General features: G+C 28.3%; 12 protein-coding genes and 1 pseudogene. 11 read left to right on the forward strand and 2 right to left on the reverse strand.

Features of this window, described 5'->3' with window-relative positions; genetic code table 11:
- Positions 1–367: 367 nt before the first annotated feature.
- From ARA19_RS08830 to ARA19_RS08855, 7 genes are all read left to right on the forward strand, one after another.
- Positions 368–2374 (forward strand): YgiQ family radical SAM protein, encoded by a 2007-nt coding sequence (locus tag ARA19_RS08830; protein ID WP_055072092.1) that lies wholly within the window; start codon positions 368–370, stop codon positions 2372–2374.
- A 329-nt stretch (positions 2375–2703) separates the two neighbouring features.
- Positions 2704–3186, forward strand: a complete 483-nt coding sequence (locus tag ARA19_RS08835) for an Lrp/AsnC family transcriptional regulator (protein WP_055070607.1) — start codon at positions 2704–2706, stop codon at positions 3184–3186.
- Positions 3183–4349, forward strand: a complete 1167-nt coding sequence (locus ARA19_RS08840; protein ID WP_055070608.1) for an aminotransferase class I/II-fold pyridoxal phosphate-dependent enzyme — start codon at positions 3183–3185, stop codon at positions 4347–4349. The genes ARA19_RS08835 and ARA19_RS08840 overlap by 4 nt, the downstream gene beginning before the upstream one ends.
- A gap of 441 nt (positions 4350–4790) precedes the next feature.
- The gene (locus tag ARA19_RS08845; RefSeq protein ID WP_055070609.1) at positions 4791–6299 is read left to right on the forward strand and encodes a DUF1846 domain-containing protein; all 1509 of its coding nucleotides are present in this window, start codon (positions 4791–4793) and stop codon (positions 6297–6299) included.
- A gap of 304 nt (positions 6300–6603) precedes the next feature.
- Entirely contained in the window at positions 6604–6810 is a 207-nt protein-coding gene (locus ARA19_RS08850; protein WP_055070610.1) for a hypothetical protein, read from the forward strand.
- A 226-nt stretch (positions 6811–7036) separates the two neighbouring features.
- Positions 7037–7195, forward strand: a complete 159-nt coding sequence (locus tag ARA19_RS17570) for a hypothetical protein (RefSeq protein WP_157452241.1) — start codon at positions 7037–7039, stop codon at positions 7193–7195.
- A gap of 171 nt (positions 7196–7366) precedes the next feature.
- Positions 7367–8752, forward strand: coding sequence for an MATE family efflux transporter (locus tag ARA19_RS08855; RefSeq protein ID WP_055070611.1), 1386 nt, complete (start codon positions 7367–7369; stop codon positions 8750–8752).
- A 31-nt stretch (positions 8753–8783) separates the two neighbouring features.
- Here the strand turns inward: ARA19_RS08855 and ARA19_RS08860 are convergent, their stop codons facing one another.
- Entirely contained in the window at positions 8784–10367 is a 1584-nt protein-coding gene (locus ARA19_RS08860) for a putative polysaccharide biosynthesis protein (RefSeq protein ID WP_197276583.1), read from the reverse strand.
- 278 nt (positions 10368–10645) lie between these two features.
- Between ARA19_RS08860 and ARA19_RS08865 the strand changes: the two genes are divergently transcribed.
- A complete protein-coding gene (locus tag ARA19_RS08865) occupies positions 10646–11434 on the forward strand; it encodes a TIGR00266 family protein (RefSeq protein ID WP_055070613.1) in 789 nt (262 codons plus the stop codon).
- Between the two features lie 110 nt (positions 11435–11544).
- On the opposite strand, the gene ARA19_RS08870 is transcribed toward ARA19_RS08865, so the two are convergent.
- Positions 11545–14154, reverse strand: coding sequence for a cation-translocating P-type ATPase (locus ARA19_RS08870; protein ID WP_055070614.1), 2610 nt, complete (start codon positions 14152–14154; stop codon positions 11545–11547).
- 619 nt (positions 14155–14773) lie between these two features.
- Here ARA19_RS08870 and hisZ point away from each other — a divergent pair.
- The 3 genes and pseudogenes from hisZ (at position 14774) to hisD (ending at position 17756) form a co-directional block, all read left to right on the forward strand.
- Complete coding sequence (gene hisZ / locus ARA19_RS08875; protein ID WP_055070615.1) at positions 14774–15883, forward strand: ATP phosphoribosyltransferase regulatory subunit; 1110 nt, start codon at positions 14774–14776, stop codon at positions 15881–15883.
- Between the two features lies 1 nt (position 15884).
- Complete coding sequence (hisG, locus tag ARA19_RS08880) at positions 15885–16508, forward strand: ATP phosphoribosyltransferase (RefSeq protein WP_055070616.1); 624 nt, start codon at positions 15885–15887, stop codon at positions 16506–16508.
- An 8-nt stretch (positions 16509–16516) separates the two neighbouring features.
- Positions 16517–17756 (forward strand): annotated as a pseudogene (gene hisD / locus ARA19_RS08885) (histidinol dehydrogenase).
- Position 17757 lies beyond the last annotated feature (1 nt).

Consider the following 17757-nt stretch of genomic DNA (forward strand, 5'->3'; position numbering starts at 1 on the left):
AATCTTTATTGACAGCTTAGGTAAGTACCTTATATACTAGGGAGATGAGACTTTATCTCATGACTAATGTTTGTAATATTTTAATTTTTCATAAGGTGAAAATTAATAAATACAAGTCTTTAGATAATTTTGACTAACATTTAAATGAAGATTTAATTTGATGTAAATTAAGTCTCAATTTATATAGAAGTAATTTTAGTTTTATTAAAGTTATAGTCTAATTTATAAGAATAGAGAAATATTAAATCATCTATTAGATGTAATAAAAGAATAATTTTATATAAAAATTAGATATATAACCAAAGGGGCTGTTTTGTACAGCCCCATTTATAAACTAAAATTAAAATATAATTATGTAGGTGATGGATTGATGGAAAATAGATTTTTACCAATAAGTAAAGAGGATATGGAAGAAAGAGGCTGGGAACAGTGTGATTTTATCATCATAACAGGAGATGCTTACGTAGATCACCATAGCTTTGGTACTGCTGTTATAGCAAGAGTTTTAGAAAATGCAGGGTACAAAGTTGGTATCATAGCTCAACCAGATTGGAGTACAACAGATGATTTTAAAAAATTGGGGCGTCCTAGATTAGCATTTTTAGTTAATGGTGGTAATATGGACCCTATGGTTAATAAATATACAGTTAGTAAAAGACTTAGAGAAAAGGATTTATATACACCTGGTGGTGTAATGGGAAAAAGACCAGATAGAGCTACAATAGTTTATTGTAATAAAATAAGAGAAGCATATAAAAATGTTAATGTAGTTATAGGTGGGATTGAAGCAAGTTTAAGAAGATTTGCTCATTATGATTATTGGGATAATAATGTAAGAAAATCAATTTTATTTGATAGTGGTGCAGATCTTTTAATATATGGAATGAGTGAAAGACAAGTTGTTGAAGTAGCTGATTATTTAAATCAAGGATTTGAGGCAAAATACATAAGACATGTTCCAGGAACTTGTTATATAGCAGATAGTTTAGAAGAAGTATATGATGATTACATAGAACTGCCATCATATAAGGAAGTTTCTACAGATAAAATAAAATATTGTGAAGCTTTTAAAATTCAATATGAAGAGCAGGATCCATTTAGAGGGAAAACCTTACTTCAAAAACATCAAGATAAATATGTTGTTATAAATCAACCAGAAAAACCATTGACTAGAGAAGAGTTAGATGTAGTATATGCACTTCCTTATACTAAAGAATATCATCCTTCTTATGAAGAATTAGGGGGAGTTCCTGCCCTAGAAGAAGTTAAATTCAGTATAATGAGTTCAAGGGGATGTTCAGGAGATTGTTCATTTTGCGCTATAACTTTCCATCAAGGAAGAATTGTATCAAGTAGAAGTGAAGATTCAATAGTTGAAGAAGCGGAGGAAATGACAAAGTTTAAAGACTTTAAAGGGTATATACATGATATAGGAGGTCCAACAGCTAACTTTAGAAAACCATCCTGTAGTAAACAATTAAAATTTGGTGCTTGTAAAAAGAAACAATGTATGTCACCAAAAATATGTGACCATATGGATGTAGACCATAAGGAATATATACATCTTTTAAGAAGAGTTAGAAGGTTACCAGGAATAAAAAAGGTGTTTATAAGATCAGGTATTAGATATGACTATGTAATGAAGGATAAGGATGATACTTTCTTTAAAGAGTTAGTTGAACATCATGTAAGTGGTCAATTAAAGGTAGCACCAGAACATATTTCACCTAATGTACTTAAGTATATGGGAAAACCAGCTGGGAAAACTTATGACCAATTTAGAGAAAAGTTTTTTAGAATTACAGAAAGCTTAGGAAAAAAACAATATATAATTCCATATTTAATGTCAAGTCATCCTGGAAGTACTTTGGATGATGCTATAATGTTAGCAGAATATTTAAGAGATATAAAATATCAACCAGAACAAGTTCAAGATTTTTATCCAACTCCAGGAACTTTATCAACTACTATATACTATACAGGATTACATCCTATAACTATGGAAGAGGTTTATACTCCCAAAACAAAAGAAGAAAAAGCTATGCAAAGAGCTCTACTTCAATTTGGAAAGCCTAGAAATTATAATATAGTTTATGATGCTTTAATGAAAGCTGGTAGAGAAGATTTAATAGGTAATGGACCTAAATGTTTAATAAAGTCAAAAGAACAAAGATATAAAGAGGCACATGGATTAGTAAGAAGAAAGAAAAATAATTCTAGCAATGCAAAGGGAAAAGGAAGTAAGGATTCAAGTTCAAGAGGAAAAGACGGAAGAAATAATAATTATCAAAATAGAAATAGTAAAAATGAAACTTCAAGAGGAAGAGTTAAAAGCGAAAAATCAAATTCTAGAACTTCAAGAAGAAGAAAATAAAAAGGTAAGTGGAGGATGTATCAAATTACAGATACATCCTCTCTGCTTTTTATCTAGATATATAGGTTCACTATTTGTGACCACTCACCTACGTAAAGAAGCTCTAATGTTTTTTCTACTAAAAGGAATTTCGACTCGTTTTACTCCCTGAGTAAGTTTTTATAACTAAATCAAAGATTTAGTAAATAGTTAATAAACTATTATTAATTTGTATTGAAAAATTAAAATTCATTGTATATAATACAAAAAAAGGTAGTAAATTTTATATTGTATTTATCTGTATTTGGCAGAATCCTTTTTTATTAAGTAGTAGCGAATGGGGGATTATTATGGATGATATTTTAGAAGTACTAGAAAAGAATAGTAGATATAGTGATGTTGAAATTGCTAAAATGACTGGGAAAACTGTAGAAGAAGTTAGAGAGGCTATTAGAGAATATGAAGAGAAAAATATAATAGCAGGATATACAACTTTAATAAACTGGGAAAATACAGGGAAAGAAACAGTTACAGCTTTAATAGAGGTAAAGATAACACCTCAACGAGGAGTAGGCTTTGATAAGGTAGCAGAAAGAATATATAAGTTCTCTAAGGTAAAAGCATGTTACTTAATGTCATCAGGTGGTTTTGATTTAACAGTAATAGTAGAGGGGAAGACAATGAAAGAAGTTGCTTTATTTGTATCTGAGAAATTATCAGTTCAAGAATATGTAACAGGAACAGCTACGCATTTTGTTTTAAAGAAATATAAGGAACATGGAACTATTTTTAAAGAAAAAAAAGTTGCAAACAGAGAGAGGTTATTTGTATGATTGTAGAAAATATGATTTTAGAAAATATAAAAAATATGCCACCCTCTGGAATAAGAAAATATTTTGATTTAATAAATGAAATGGAAGATGTTATTTCTCTTGGAGTAGGTGAACCTGATTTTGTTACTCCTTGGAATATAATTGAAGCAGGTGTTTATTCTTTAGAACAAGGACATACGCATTATTCATCTAATGCAGGATTTGTTGAGTTAAGAGAAGAAATTTCTAATTATATGAATAGAAGATTTTTATTAAAATATAAACCAGAAAATGAGATTTTAGTTACTGTAGGGGGAAGTGAGGCTATAGATTTAGCTTTAAGAGCTTTAGTAGGACCAGGAGATGAAGTGATTATACCAGAACCTAGCTTTGTTGCTTATAAAGGATGTACAACCTTTACTGGAGCTAAAGCAGTTACTATAGAACTGTTACAGGAAAATGATTTTAAACTTACAGCAGAAGCTCTAGAAAAGGCAATAACTAAAAAAACTAAAGTTGTCATAATACCATTTCCAAATAACCCTACTGGATCAATTATGACAAGAGAAGATTTAATTCCTATTGTTGAGGTTTTGAAGGACAAGAACATAATAGTCTTATCAGATGAGATTTATGCAGAATTAAGCTATGATAAGGGACATGTTTCTATTGCAAGTTTTGAAGAAATGTATGAAAAAACTATAGTTATAAATGGATTTTCAAAGGCTTATGCAATGACAGGGTGGAGATTAGGTTATGCTTGTGGAAATAAGGCTATAATTGAAGCAATGAAAAAAATACATCAGTATGCAATAATGTGTTCTCCAACAACAGCTCAATATGCAGCTATAGAAGCTTTAAAAAATGGTGATGATAGTGTAAGTGAAATGGCTAGAGAGTACAATAGAAGAAGAAGATATATACTAAATTCATTTAGAGAAATGGGGTTAGAATGTTTTGAAGCTCTAGGGGCACTTTATGTATTTCCTTGTATAAAATCAACAGGAATGACCTCTGATGAATTCTGTGAAAAACTTTTATTAGAGGAAAAGGTACTTGCAGTTCCGGGAAATGCCTTTGGAGAATGTGGAGAAGGATTCATAAGAGCTTGTTACGCAGCATCAATGGATGATATTATTGAAGCTATGAAAAGAATTAAAAAGTTTATAGAAAAATATAAATAATTAAATATGAATATTTTAATAAACTACAAATATTTATAAGATATTAATTTTTAAAGTATTTTATAATTTGTAGTTTATTTTAATTAGAGAAATATAAATATTATTAAATATAATTTTTTTTTATAAGAGTAGAAAATGTATAAATATATTAATGATATTTGTAATAAAAATATAAATTCTTTAAAAATTTGATATAATATAGTGAGCATTATATTATTGACAAAAAATTAATAATATACTAAGATATATTTTTATTAAAAGAAATTATACATTTATCTAATTTACAAAATAAAAAATCTTAGCAATTAAGCATAAAGATTATTTTTTATGGAAATATTAATGTAAACAAAGCTTTTAAAAGAATATGATTTTTAGATTATAGCTTAAAGAATAATTAAGTTATAATAAGTAAAAAATAATAAAAGTTAGTGGGGATGAAGTATGAAAATAGGATTTGATGACAAAAAATATCTTGAGGAACAATCTAAGTATATTTTAGAGAGAGTAAATGATTATGATAAACTTTATTTAGAATTTGGAGGAAAATTATTATTTGATCTTCATGCCAAAAGAGTATTACCAGGCTTTGATGAAAATGCTAAAATAAAACTTCTTCATAAGTTAAGAGATAAAGCTGAAATAGTAATCTGTGTTTATGCAGGGGACATAGAAAGAAATAAAATGAGAAGTGACTTTGGAATAACTTACGATATTGAAGTTTTAAGACTAATAGATGATTTTAGAGCTTGGGACTTAGATGTAAATAGTGTTGTAATAACTAGATATAGTGGGCAACCAGCTACAACAGTATTTATAAATAAGCTTGAAAGAAGAGGAATAAAAGTTTATAAGCATGCAGCAACAAAAGGATATCCAACAGATGTTGATACTATAGTAAGTGAAGAAGGTTATGGTAAAAATCCATATATAGAAACAACTAAACCAATTGTAGTTGTTACTGCTCCAGGACCTGGAAGTGGAAAGCTTGCAACTTGTTTAAGTCAAATGTATCATGAAAATAAAAGAGGAAAAATATGTGGATATTCTAAATTTGAAACATTCCCAGTATGGAATGTACCTTTAAAACATCCTTTAAATATAGCATATGAAGCTGCAACAGTAGATTTAAAAGATGTTAATATGATAGATCCTTTTTATTTAGAAGCTTATGGAGCTACAGCTATAAACTACAATCGTGATGTTGAAAGTTTTCCAGTTTTAAAGAGAATAATAGAAAAAATAACAGGAAAAGAATCAGTATATAAATCACCAACAGATATGGGCGTAAATAGAGTTGGATTTGGAATAATTGATGATGAAGTTGTAAAGGAAGCCTCAAGACAAGAAATAATAAGAAGATATTTTAAAACAAGTTGTGAATATAAAAAGGGCTTTGTTGATCAAGAGACTCTTCATAGAAGTAAACTAATAATGGAAGAGTTAAAGCTTAAAGAAGATGATAGAAAAGTTGTACCAGTTGCAAGAGAATATTCAACTAAGCTTAAAGAAACAGCTGATGAAAAAGATCCATGCACAGTAGTAGCTATAGAATTAGAAGATGGAACTTTATTAACAGGTAAAAGTTCAGATCTTATGGAAGCAACAGCTGCTGTAGTAGTTAATGCTATTAAATATTATGCTAATATAGATGATTCAATGCATCTTTTATCACCAGTAATACTTGAACCTATAAAGAATTTAAAGTCTAAAACTTTAGCATCAAATAGAACAGCTTTAAATTGTGAGGAAGTTTTAATGGCTTTAAGTATTAGTGCTGCAACAAATCCTATGGCACAAGTAGCTATGGAAAAAATAGCTATGCTTAAAGGTTCACAAGCTCATTCAACAACAATAGTATCTGGAGCTGATGAGCAAACTTTTAGAAAATTAGGAATAGATATAACTTGTGATCCAGAATATCCTACAGAAAGTCTTTACTATAATAATTAATAAATTAAAAATTGAGTTTAATTTATTATATTTTATTTTAATCGAGCAATACTAAAGATATTAGAAAATAATTAGACTTTTTAGTAAAACTTATCTAGGATTTTGAAGTTACTTCATTATATAAATATAGATATATTGTAGTAACTAGCAATTAGAGAAACGTAGACTTAATTCAGATGGAGTTTTGACTCCATCTGAATGTTTAGTGGGCGTTATCTAGAAGCGTGAGGTTGTTTGTATCCTACTTATAGGAGATAGGAATATTACAGCCTCTAGCTATCAGATAAAAAAAGGGTGAGAACAAATGAAAAAGATACTTGGAAAAAAATATATATCAAAACTTTTTTATTTAGTATTAGGTGTGTTATTGGTTCAATTAAGTAATATATTTACTTTTAATAAGAAGATGTTTTGTGTATTAAGTATTTTAACTTTAATTGTGGTTGCTTTATTTGAAGTGAAAGAAAAAAATAATTATAATATAATAAGACATAAAGATATTGTTAAGTAAATTTAAATAAAAAGCTAAATTACATTTTGAGTTATTTTGTTGATAATTTTAGTAATTTAGCTTTTTTTGCGTAAAAAATTGAATTCTAATTATAAAGATTTTATTTTTTTTAGTTTTTTGTTAAAAATTAAGATATTATGCATTTTAGATTTAAATATACTAATCTTGTATGAAAATAGGAAAAAGATTACAATAATATTAATTATATTATTAGGGAGTGTTAAAAATGGATAATGAAATGCATTTAGCTGAAGAAAAATTAACAAAGAATACCATTGTAAGAGAAGAAGGCTTAAAAAGAAAAGCAAGAGTTAATCAATTAAGAATGAAAACTAAAATTAGAAGAAGAAAATTAGGAGCCATTAATAAAGGTTCGAAAAGATAAAGATTATTAAGTATATATCAAATTTGCAATATGATTTGATACATACTTTTTTTATTTTAGTTTATATTAAAATATTAATAATTTTTTAATTATAAGTACAAAAAATAAGAGTATAATTAAGGAATAAATTACTATATTAGGTAATTAATTTAAAATATTTTAGGAGGAATGATGTCTAACGGGGGAACAGATTTAGGAAAGGGCAATATAAAAAAGTTATTAGTAACTTTAGCATTACCTGCAATTATAGCTCAATTAGTTAATATTTTATATAACATAGTGGATAGAATATTCATAGGGAGAATCCAAAATGGTGAAATGGCTATGGCTGGTGTTGGAGTTGCTTTTCCTATTTTAATGCTTATATCTGCTTTTAGTGCTTTAATAGGTATGGGAGGAGCACCACTAGCAGCTATTAAAATGGGAGCAAAAGACAAAGAGGGAGCAGAAAAAATAATAAGTAATAGTTTTTCTACTTTAATAGTAGTATCTGTTATTTTAACTGTAGGTTTTACCATATTTAAGGTGCCTATATTAAATGCATTTGGAGCTAGTGAAGCAACTATAAAATATGCTATTGATTATTTATCAATTTATTTAATAGGGACAATATTTATACAATTTGCTTTGGGGCTTAATCCTTTTATTAATACTCAAGGCTTTGCCCAAATAAGTATGTCAACTGTTATGATAGGAGCAATTATAAATATAGTTTTAGATCCTATATTTATTTTTACTTTTAACATGGGGGTTAAGGGAGCTGCGTTAGCAACTATATTAGGGCAGTTTGTTTCAGCTATATGGGTATTAAGCTTTATTTTTGGAAAGAAAAATAAAATTAGAGTGAGAAAAAAATATATAATTCCAGATATGAGAATATTAGGTGCAATAATTGCACTAGGGGTTTCACCATTTATAATGCAAGCTACAGAAAGTTTAGTTGTAGTTAGCTTAAATAATAAATTACAAGCTTATGGTGGAGACCTAGCAGTAGGTGCAATGACAATAATGAGTAGTATAATGCAAATCGTATTATTACCTTTAGTAGGATTAAGTCAAGGAGCTCAGCCTATAATAAGTTATAATTATGGGGCTAAAAGTATAAAAAGAGTAAAGGAAACTTTTAAATTATTGGTAATTTGTTGTTTAGCATACACAAGTATAATGTGGGTATCCATAATGGTATTTCCAGAGATGTTTGTTAAAATATTTAATAATAATCCAGAACTTATAGAAATAACAGCTAAAAGTATGAAGATTTTTTTCTTTGGTATCTTTCTATTTGGTGCACAAATAGCTTGTCAACAAACTTTTTTAGCTTTAGGACAAGCAAAAAATTCATTGATTTTAGCATTGCTAAGAAAAATATTTTTATTAGTACCATTAATATTTATATTGCCAGAATTTTTTAAGATGAATAAATGGAAATTAAATGCTACATTAATTGCAGAACCAATTTCAGATATAGTAGCCACAATAATTACTATTATTACTTTTTGGATTTTTTATAAAAAGAAATTAACTAAAATAAAGGAAGAATTTGAAGAAGTAAAATAAAAAAATGGGCTATTTTACGTAGCCCATTTTTTTATTTTAATAATAATACTTTTTTAAATTTTCTAGGTACAGCATTAAGTAAAGCTTGGTCAACACCTTTAAGTCTTACCATTGCTTGTACATAAACTAAAGCACCCACATAAACGCTTATTAATAAAGCAATAAGATTTGCAATATATATCCATAGGAATAAAGAGAAGAATATAAGGAAAATCTTATCAACAAAGAAAACAACTATTCCCATTATAATAGCACTTATAGCAGGTTTCTGCCAGCTAGTATATAATAAACCTCTTTTTCCAATATGTCTTTCTATTACAAAAACATTTAGTATTAATGTTACTATGTTTGAAATTAATAAGCCTATAATAACACCATAAATATTTATACATACTATTGGTATAAGTAAATAGTCACATATTAATTTTATAGCAACTCCAATTAAAGAGTTTATAGCACCTTCTTTTACTTTTCCTAAGCTGTTTAACATTGTATTTGTAAGTTGATAAACAGAAGAAAATATAAATACATAAGCACCATATTTCATTATTGAAGCACCTCCAGTATTATGAGGGCCTAAAATCATAGTAAATACATCTTTGCTTAATACAGATAGACCTATAGCAGCAGGCATTCCTATTAAGAAACCAACTTTTATAAGATCTTGTATAGAGTTTTGTAGGTTCTTTCTATCACCTGATACATTTGCTCTAGCTATTAAAGGTAATATAGAGATAGCTAAGGAACTTATTAGTATCATAGGCGTATTTATAAGTTGCATATATTTGTTAAAATAACCATAGGTAGCTTGGTTTGCAGCTTCTGAGAATCCAGCCTTTTGTAAACCTGTAGTTATAAAGTTTAAATCAAGAAGATTATTACCAGCATAAATACATCCAGTTGATATAATTAAAGGTATTGAAAATTTAATTATATAGTTAAATATGTATTTATTACTATGCATTCTAGGTTTTGTTTTGTCTCTTTCTATTTTTTGGTCTTTAATGAATTTATATTTTAAATAAATTAAAGAAACTAAAGCACCAATAGCAGTACCAGCAGCACCACCAGCAACACCTAGAGTAACACTGTATTTAACAAGTATAAATGAAAAAAAGACACTAAAAATTACATTAAGTACTTGTTCTATAAATTGAGATATTCCAAGAGGTATTAAATTACTTCTACCTTGAAAATATCCTCTATAGGAACTACCTAGTGCAGTTAAGAAGATACTAGGACAAAGTACTATTATAGCAAGATAAGCACTTTCATATCCTCCAAAAGCAGCAGCTTGTCTACTTAATACAAATAAAAGTATTGTCATAATAAGCCCCATAGCAATAAGGATAATACGACCAATTTTAAAACTTGCCATTGCATCACGTTCGTGATCTGTTTCCATATATTCAGAAATTAATTTAGGTATGGCGGTGGAAGCTCCAGCTATAGTAACCATATAAACAAAGGTATATATACTATAGGCTGATCCATAAACACCATAGCCAGTATTACCTATATTATGGTTCAAAAGAGGAATATATACTAATGATAATAACTTTGAACATATATTTGTAAAGGTTAATATCATTACCCCTCTCGAACTGTTTTTCATCTTCAGTTTAATCATCTCCCTTTTAATTAAAAATCGAGGACATCTTTAGAATATACACTACAAAATTTAATTTTACAATATTATAACTTATTAGTCATTATTTTTTTTATAATTTAAATAAATAGTAACAAATTATGAAGAATAGTAACAAATAGAAGAATTTTGATTTAGACTTAGAAAATATTTTTAATATAAAATTAATATTGTAAACGGACCCTTTACTATATATAATCTAATTAAGAAAATCTACTATATAATACTTAGGAGGAATGTGGTAAATGAGAGCAGATGAAATAGATTTTAGACTTTATGGGGATGATATGCAATTTGTAGAAATAGAATTAGATCCAAATGAATCAGTTATAGCAGAAGCCGGAGCTATGATGATGATGGATAATGACATTCAAATGGACACGATTTTTGGGGATGGAAGTGGAAGAGAAAAGGGGTTCTTTGGAAAATTAGGTAGTGCTGCTAAAAGAGCTGTGTCTGGTGAAGGTTTATTTATGACAGTATTTACTAATAGAGGCTATGGAAAAGAAACTGTATCTTTTGCATCACCTTATCCAGGAAAAATAGTTCCAATGGATTTAAGAATGTACAATGGTAAAATAATATGCCAAAAAGATGCTTTCTTATGTGCAGCAAAAGGAGTTAGTGTTGGAATTGACTTTAAGAGAAAATTAGGTGCAGGCTTTTTTGGTGGAGAAGGATTTATATTACAAAAGTTAGAAGGGGATGGCATAGCATTTATTCATGCTTGTGGAACTATTGTAAGAAAAACACTTATGCCAGGACAAGTATTAAAAGTTGATACAGGATGTTTAGTAGCAATGACTCAAGGTGTAGATTATGATATACAATATGTTGGTGGAATAAAAAATAGTTTATTTGGTGGTGAGGGAATATTCTTTGCTACTTTAAGAGGACCAGGGGAAGTTTGGATTCAAAGCTTACCATTTAGTAGATTGGCATCTAAAGTCTTTGCAGCAGCTCCACAAGGCGGAGGAAAAGAAGTAGGCCAAGGTAGTATACTTGGTGGTTTAGGAGATTTATTCCAAGATTAAGATATATTACTTTATATATTAACCTAGTTGTATAAGTAACAAAAGTAGAAGGGATATACCAAAACTATGATATATCCCTTCTTAATTATTTTATCTAGATATGCTTTTATTTATTTGTTTATCAGTATCTTTATAGCTCTAAATATTTGAATTAGTATTAATGGGGCAATGGAAAGTCCATATACAATGAATAAATTCGTAGAAGAAAGAGCTGAAACTTGGAATGGTGTTCTTAAAATAGGTATTAGTAATACTGCATTAAGTAAAACAAATCCAATTAAGAATGCATACCAAGAGAATTTATTAGAAGTAAACTCTTTAATTGTTAAAACCCTATTAGATTTACTAGTAAAGCCATGAACAAGTCGTCCTAAACAAAGAGTTGCAAATGCCATAGTGCTAGCAATAGCTGAGCTTTCTTTTAATCCAATATGGAAAGCAATCATAGTACATAGAGCTATAATGAATCCTTCAAATATTACTGAAAGAGTAAAATTTTTAGTTAATATTGATTCATTTAGTTTTCTAGGTTTTTCTTTCATTACATTTTTACTATGAGGTTCTAAACCTAAGGCTATTGCAGGTAAACTATCAGTTAAAAGATTTATAAATAACAAGTGGACTGCTGCAAATGGAACTGGTAAAGCTAGTATAGAGGCATATAATACTGAGAATATACCTGCAGTATTGCCAGATAAAAGAAATTTAAGAGATTTCTTTATATTACTATATATATTTCTACCATTTTCAACTGCTTTTACAATTGTACTAAAATTATCATCTGTAAGAACCATGGAAGCGGCATCCTTTGCAACTTCTGAACCTGTTATTCCCATTGCAACACCAATATCAGATTGTTTTAAAGCAGGAGCATCATTAACTCCATCTCCAGTCATAGCAACAACATTTCCAAGGTCTTGCCATGCTTTTACTATTCTTATTTTGTGTTCTGGAGATACCCTAGCATATACAGATATTTTAGGAACTAGTTCTTTTAGTTCTTCATCAGATAATTTGTCAAGGTATTTTCCTTCTATAGCTTCATTTTCATCTTTTAATATTCCAATTTCTTTTGCAATAGCAGAAGCAGTGATTTTATGGTCACCAGTAATCATTACTGGTTTTATTCCTGCATTTATACACTCTAAAACTGCGGCTTTAGATTCTTCTCTTGGAGGATCCATCATAGAAATTAATCCAACAAAGGTTAAATCATTTTCTTCTTTAAGAGTTATTTCAGTATTTAAACCTATATTTTTATAGGCAAAAGCAAGAACTCTAAGACCATTTTTAGAGAAATCCATATTTATTGAATTGATATGTTTTTTCTTTTCATCTGTTAATTCTTCAATACCATTAGAAGTTTCTATATATTTAGCTCTATTTAACAGTACATCAAGAGCTCCTTTTGTAATCATTAAGTTTTCACCATTTAGATTATAAACAGTACTCATAAGTTTTCTGTCAGAATCAAAAGGGACTTCGGATAATCTTTTATTTTCTTCTCTTAATTTTAATTCATTATGATTATGAAGTAATCCTAAATTGACTAAAGCAACTTCAGTAGGATCTCCTATTTCAGAACCTGTTGAACTACTTGCATCATTACATAGTATACTCATCATTAACAGTTTTTCTTCTAAAGTATTATTTACATTTAAATCTTTAGAATCTAATATTTTATTATCAACAAATAATTTTTTAGTAGTCATTTTATTTTGTGTAAGAGTACCTGTTTTATCTGAACAGATTATAGATACACTACCAAGTCCTTCAACAGCTTGTAATTTTCTAATAATAGCATTTTCTTTAGCCATTTTTTGAGTTCCAAAGGAAAGAACTATAGTAACTATTGAACTAAGAGCTTCAGGAATAGCTGCTACTGCTAGAGCTACTGCAAACATAAAGGCATCCATAACAGGTTCACCTCTATAAAGACTAAGACTAAATACTATTATACAAATTCCTATTATAGCAAAGGCTAATTTCTTTCCAAAGTTATCTAAGTTAACTTGAAGAGGTGTTTTCTTTTCTTGAGTATTTTTTAATAGCTTGGCAACTTTTCCAAGTTCAGTGGACATTCCTGTGGCTGTTGCTACAACAATTGCTCTACCATAAGTAACTAAACTTCCTGAGAAGACCATATTTTTTCTATCACCTATAGGAACTTCATCATTTTCAATTAAATCTGTGTTTTTTATTATATTTTCAGATTCTCCTGTTAGAGAACTTTCATTAACCTGTAGAGAAAAGTTTTCTATTATTCTACAATCAGCTCCTACGAAATCACCAGCTTCTAATATAAGAATATCACCAGGGACAATTTCCTTAGAATCTATTTCTGCTTTTTTTCCATTTCTTAAAACCTTAGCTTTAGGTGATGAAAGCGCCTTAAGACTATTAAGTGATTGTTCTGCTTTGATATGTTGTATGGTTCCTAAAATAGCATTAATTGAAATTACTATAAATATAACAAGTGCACTTTCTAAATCACCAATAAATGTTGATATTATAGCTGCTACTAAAAGTATGACTACTAACAAATCCTTAAATTGTTCTAGAAATACCTGAAAAGTTGTTTTTTTAGGACCATCTTTAAGTTCATTTAATCCATATTTATCTTGTCTTTCTTTTACATCAGAATCATTAAGGCCTACCGATAGATCGACACTTAAATCTTCTGAGATTTTTTCAATAGATTTTTTATAAGCATTTTTCAATTTAAAGAACCCCCTTTTAAATTATATTTAACTTTGTCTAATAATTAGCGGTTATAATATTCTATTTTGGGTCTGATAACTAATATCTTCTATAATCTTAAATAGGAATTATTATGCTTTATATAAGACTAATTAAACTTCACTTTATATATTAAGTTATGAAAAGTGTAAAAAAATAAGACTTCTAATATAATCTTTCAGTTTTTTATATCTGAAAAATTATATTAAAAGTCTTGTCACCAAATGGAGGTATATAATACCAGGCTATATTGCCGAGATTGTTGATATTATATTTACGACTACTCCCCTTTAATAAGATTAAATTCTTCTTGTAATTTATGATATACAAAATTAAGGAGAATTGCAACTATTTTTACAAAATAAGATGTAAAAAAAGTAAGTATTAATTTAATTAGATATTACATTAATTAATAATAAGTAAATATTATGAAGTTATGATGGAAGTTGTTGCTAAATAATAATTTATTTAAAACCAACTTTCAATTTTAAAAGGATATTAGTCTATAAAATTAATAAAGAAATATGCTATAATAAACTAAATAAGTAATTATTTGGAATAAAGTTAAAAAAAGTAAAAACTATAATGGGGGGCAAATTTATGAAAGAAAATATAATGAATGTTCCAGATGGAACAAGAGATTTACTTTATGAAGATTGTAGAGTAATAGAGAAGCTTACAAGAAAAGTGAATAGTTTATTTGAAAGTTGGAGCTATAGTGAAGTTATAACTCCAAGCTTAGAATTTTATGATACCTTTACTAACTATAGGGATGGTATAAGCCAAGAAGAAATGTATAAATTTTTTGATAATAAGGGGAAAATTTTAGCCCTTAAGGCTGATTGTACTATTCCTATAGCTAGAGTTGTAAGTTCTAAACTTAAAAATTCTGAATTACCTTTAAGATTGAGATATGAATCAAGAGTTTTTAGAGTAAATGAAAGTTTAGTTGGAAAAAGAAATGAATATATAGATTGTGGAATTGAATATATAGGTGGGGAGCATTTTTTTTCTGAGGTAGAGGTATTAATAATAGGTATAGAAGCTATAAAAAGCAGTAATATAGATAATTTTAAAATAGAATTAGGACATATAGGAATAATAAGGAGATTATGTGAATTAAGTAATCTTGATGAGCATAGTAAAGAGTATTTAATAAAAATAATAGAAGATAAAAAGCTAGTAGAATTAGAAGAATATTTAAATGAACTAAATATAGAGGAAAAATATAAAAAAATATTTAAAGAAATTCCTTGGTATTTTGGAAATAGGGATATTTTAGATAAGGGAAGAAATTTAATAGATGATAGCTTAATTAGAGAGTATATAGATTATTTAGATAAGATTTATAAAAGTTTAGCTTCAATGGGATATGAAAAATATTTAAGTTTTGATTTAGGAATGGCACCAAAAATAAAATATTATTCAGGAATTGTGTTTAGAGGTTATGTTGAGGGCATTGGAAATTATATATTATACGGCGGAAGATATGATAATTTAATCAAAAGCTATGGAAGAGATTTAGAAGCTATAGGTTTATCTCTTAGAATAAATGAATTAATAGAAATAATAAATAAAGATGAATTTTTAGATAAGGAAGAAAGCGAAGAGATATTTTATAATAGTGAGAACTTCAATGAAAAAATTAAAGTGGCTAACGAAAAAAGAAAGCAAGGGAAAAAAGTTGTTCTTCTAAAGGAGGCAAAGTAATATGGGAATAAATATAGCTCTTACAAAAGGAAGATTAGAAAAGGAAACTATAAAAATATTAGAGAGAGCTGGGATGGACTGCACAGAACTAAAAGATAAAGGGAGAAAATTAGTGTTTCAAGATGGGAAGGAAGAGATTAAATATTTTTTAGTTAAATCAAATGATGCTTTAACTTATGTTGAGCATGGTGTTGCAGATATAGCTGTAGTTGGAAAGGATACTATATTAGAAGGTAGTAAAAATTATTATGAAGTTTTGGATTTAAATATAGGGAAATGTAAATTTATAGTAGCTGCCATGCCAAAAACTACTTTATATGATTCAGTTTCACATATTAAAATAGCATCTAAATATCCTAATGTGGCGAGGGAATATTTTAAGAAAAGACATATGGATGTAGAGGTAATTAAAATAGAAGGTTCTGTTGAGCTAGCACCTATTTTAGGTCTTTGTGATGGTATTGTTGATATTATGGAAACAGGAACCACTCTTAAAGAAAATGGTTTAGTAGTATTAGATGAAATTTGTAACTTAAGTGCAAGGGTTATAGTAAATAAGGCAAGCTTTAAAATGAAGCAAGAAGAGATTACAAAATTTATAGATAAAGTTGAAAGTGTCTTATAAGGGGGGAGATATGGAGTGTTAACTTTAAAAAAATTGAAAATTTGGATAATATAATTTCAAATTTTAAAAATAGAAAGAATAAAGAAAGTTTAGATGTTGAAAAGGGAGTTAAAGATATTCTAAATAAGGTAAGGAATGAAGGGGATAGAGCCTTAATAGAGTATACAGAGCTTTTTGATAAAGTAAAACTTAATAAGCTCACAGTTTCCTATGAGGAATTAAAAGAGGCAGCTAGTCTTGTAGAGGATAAGTTCTATAGAGCATTAGAAGAAGCAAAAAAAAACATAGAAGACTATCACAGAAAGCAAAAACAAAATGATTATATATTTTTTAAAGATAATGGTGTTTATTTAGGACAAAAAGTAACTCCCATAGAGAAAATAGGGGTATATGTTCCAGGGGGAACAGCAGCTTATCCATCTACTGTTTTAATGGATGTAATTCCAGCTAAGATTGCAGGGTGCAGTGAAATTTCTATGGTTACTCCTCCTAATAAGGATGGAAAGATAAATCCATATATTGCAGCGGCAGCTATTATAACAGGTGTAGATAAGGTTTATTCAGTGGGAGGAGCGCAAGCTATAGGAGCCCTTGCTTATGGAACAGAGACTATAAAAGCAGTTGATAAAATTGTGGGACCAGGAAATATATTTGTAGCTACAGCAAAAAAAATAGTTTATGGTGATGTAGATATAGATATGATAGCAGGGCCAAGTGAAATATTAGTAATTGCAGATGAAAATGCAAAAGCTGAATTTGTAGCAGCGGATATGTTATCTCAAGCAGAACATGATAAGTTAGCATCAAGAGATAATTAAGCAAATTGAAGCTTTAGAGAGAAAAGAAATAATAAAAGAATCATTAAAAAATCATGGTCTTGCATTTATTGTGTCATCCATAGAAGAAGCTATAGAAATTAGTAATAAAATAGCTCCAGAACATTTAGAGTTAATGGTAGAAGAACCAATGAGATATTTAGAAGGTGTAAAAAATGCAGGATCTATATTTTTAGGATACAACACTCCAGAACCTATAGGAGATTATTTTGGTGGAACTAATCATGTATTGCCAACTAATTCTACTGCTAGGTTTTTTTCAGCCCTTTCCGTAGAGAGTTTTGTGAAGAAATCTTCTTTTATTCATTATAGTAAGGAAGCCATATTAGAAAATGGAGAAAAGATAATGCTTCTAGCCGAAAAAGAAGGATTAACAGCACATAAAAATTCTATAAAGGTAAGGTTGGATTGAA

Source organism: Clostridium massiliamazoniense (assembly GCF_001403635.1).
Lineage (GTDB): Bacteria > Bacillota > Clostridia > Clostridiales > Clostridiaceae > Sarcina > Sarcina massiliamazoniense.

Bases quoted from the DNA above. Each gene is read 5' to 3' on its own strand.
- ARA19_RS08835 (WP_055070607.1), top strand. From the start codon at position 2,704: ATGGATGATATTTTAGAAGTACTAGAAAAGAATAGTAGATATAGTGAT.
- ARA19_RS08840 (WP_055070608.1), top strand. From the start codon at position 3,183: ATGATTGTAGAAAATATGATTTTAGAAAATATAAAAAATATGCCACCC.
- ARA19_RS08845 (WP_055070609.1), top strand. From the start codon at position 4,791: ATGAAAATAGGATTTGATGACAAAAAATATCTTGAGGAACAATCTAAG.
- ARA19_RS08850 (WP_055070610.1), top strand. From the start codon at position 6,604: ATGAAAAAGATACTTGGAAAAAAATATATATCAAAACTTTTTTATTTA.
- ARA19_RS17570 (WP_157452241.1), top strand. From the start codon at position 7,037: ATGGATAATGAAATGCATTTAGCTGAAGAAAAATTAACAAAGAATACC.
- ARA19_RS08855 (WP_055070611.1), top strand. From the start codon at position 7,367: ATGTCTAACGGGGGAACAGATTTAGGAAAGGGCAATATAAAAAAGTTA.
- ARA19_RS08860 (WP_197276583.1), bottom strand. From the start codon at position 10,367: ATGAAAAACAGTTCGAGAGGGGTAATGATATTAACCTTTACAAATATA.
- ARA19_RS08865 (WP_055070613.1), top strand. From the start codon at position 10,646: ATGAGAGCAGATGAAATAGATTTTAGACTTTATGGGGATGATATGCAA.
- hisZ (WP_055070615.1), top strand. From the start codon at position 14,774: ATGAAAGAAAATATAATGAATGTTCCAGATGGAACAAGAGATTTACTT.
- hisG (WP_055070616.1), top strand. From the start codon at position 15,885: ATGGGAATAAATATAGCTCTTACAAAAGGAAGATTAGAAAAGGAAACT.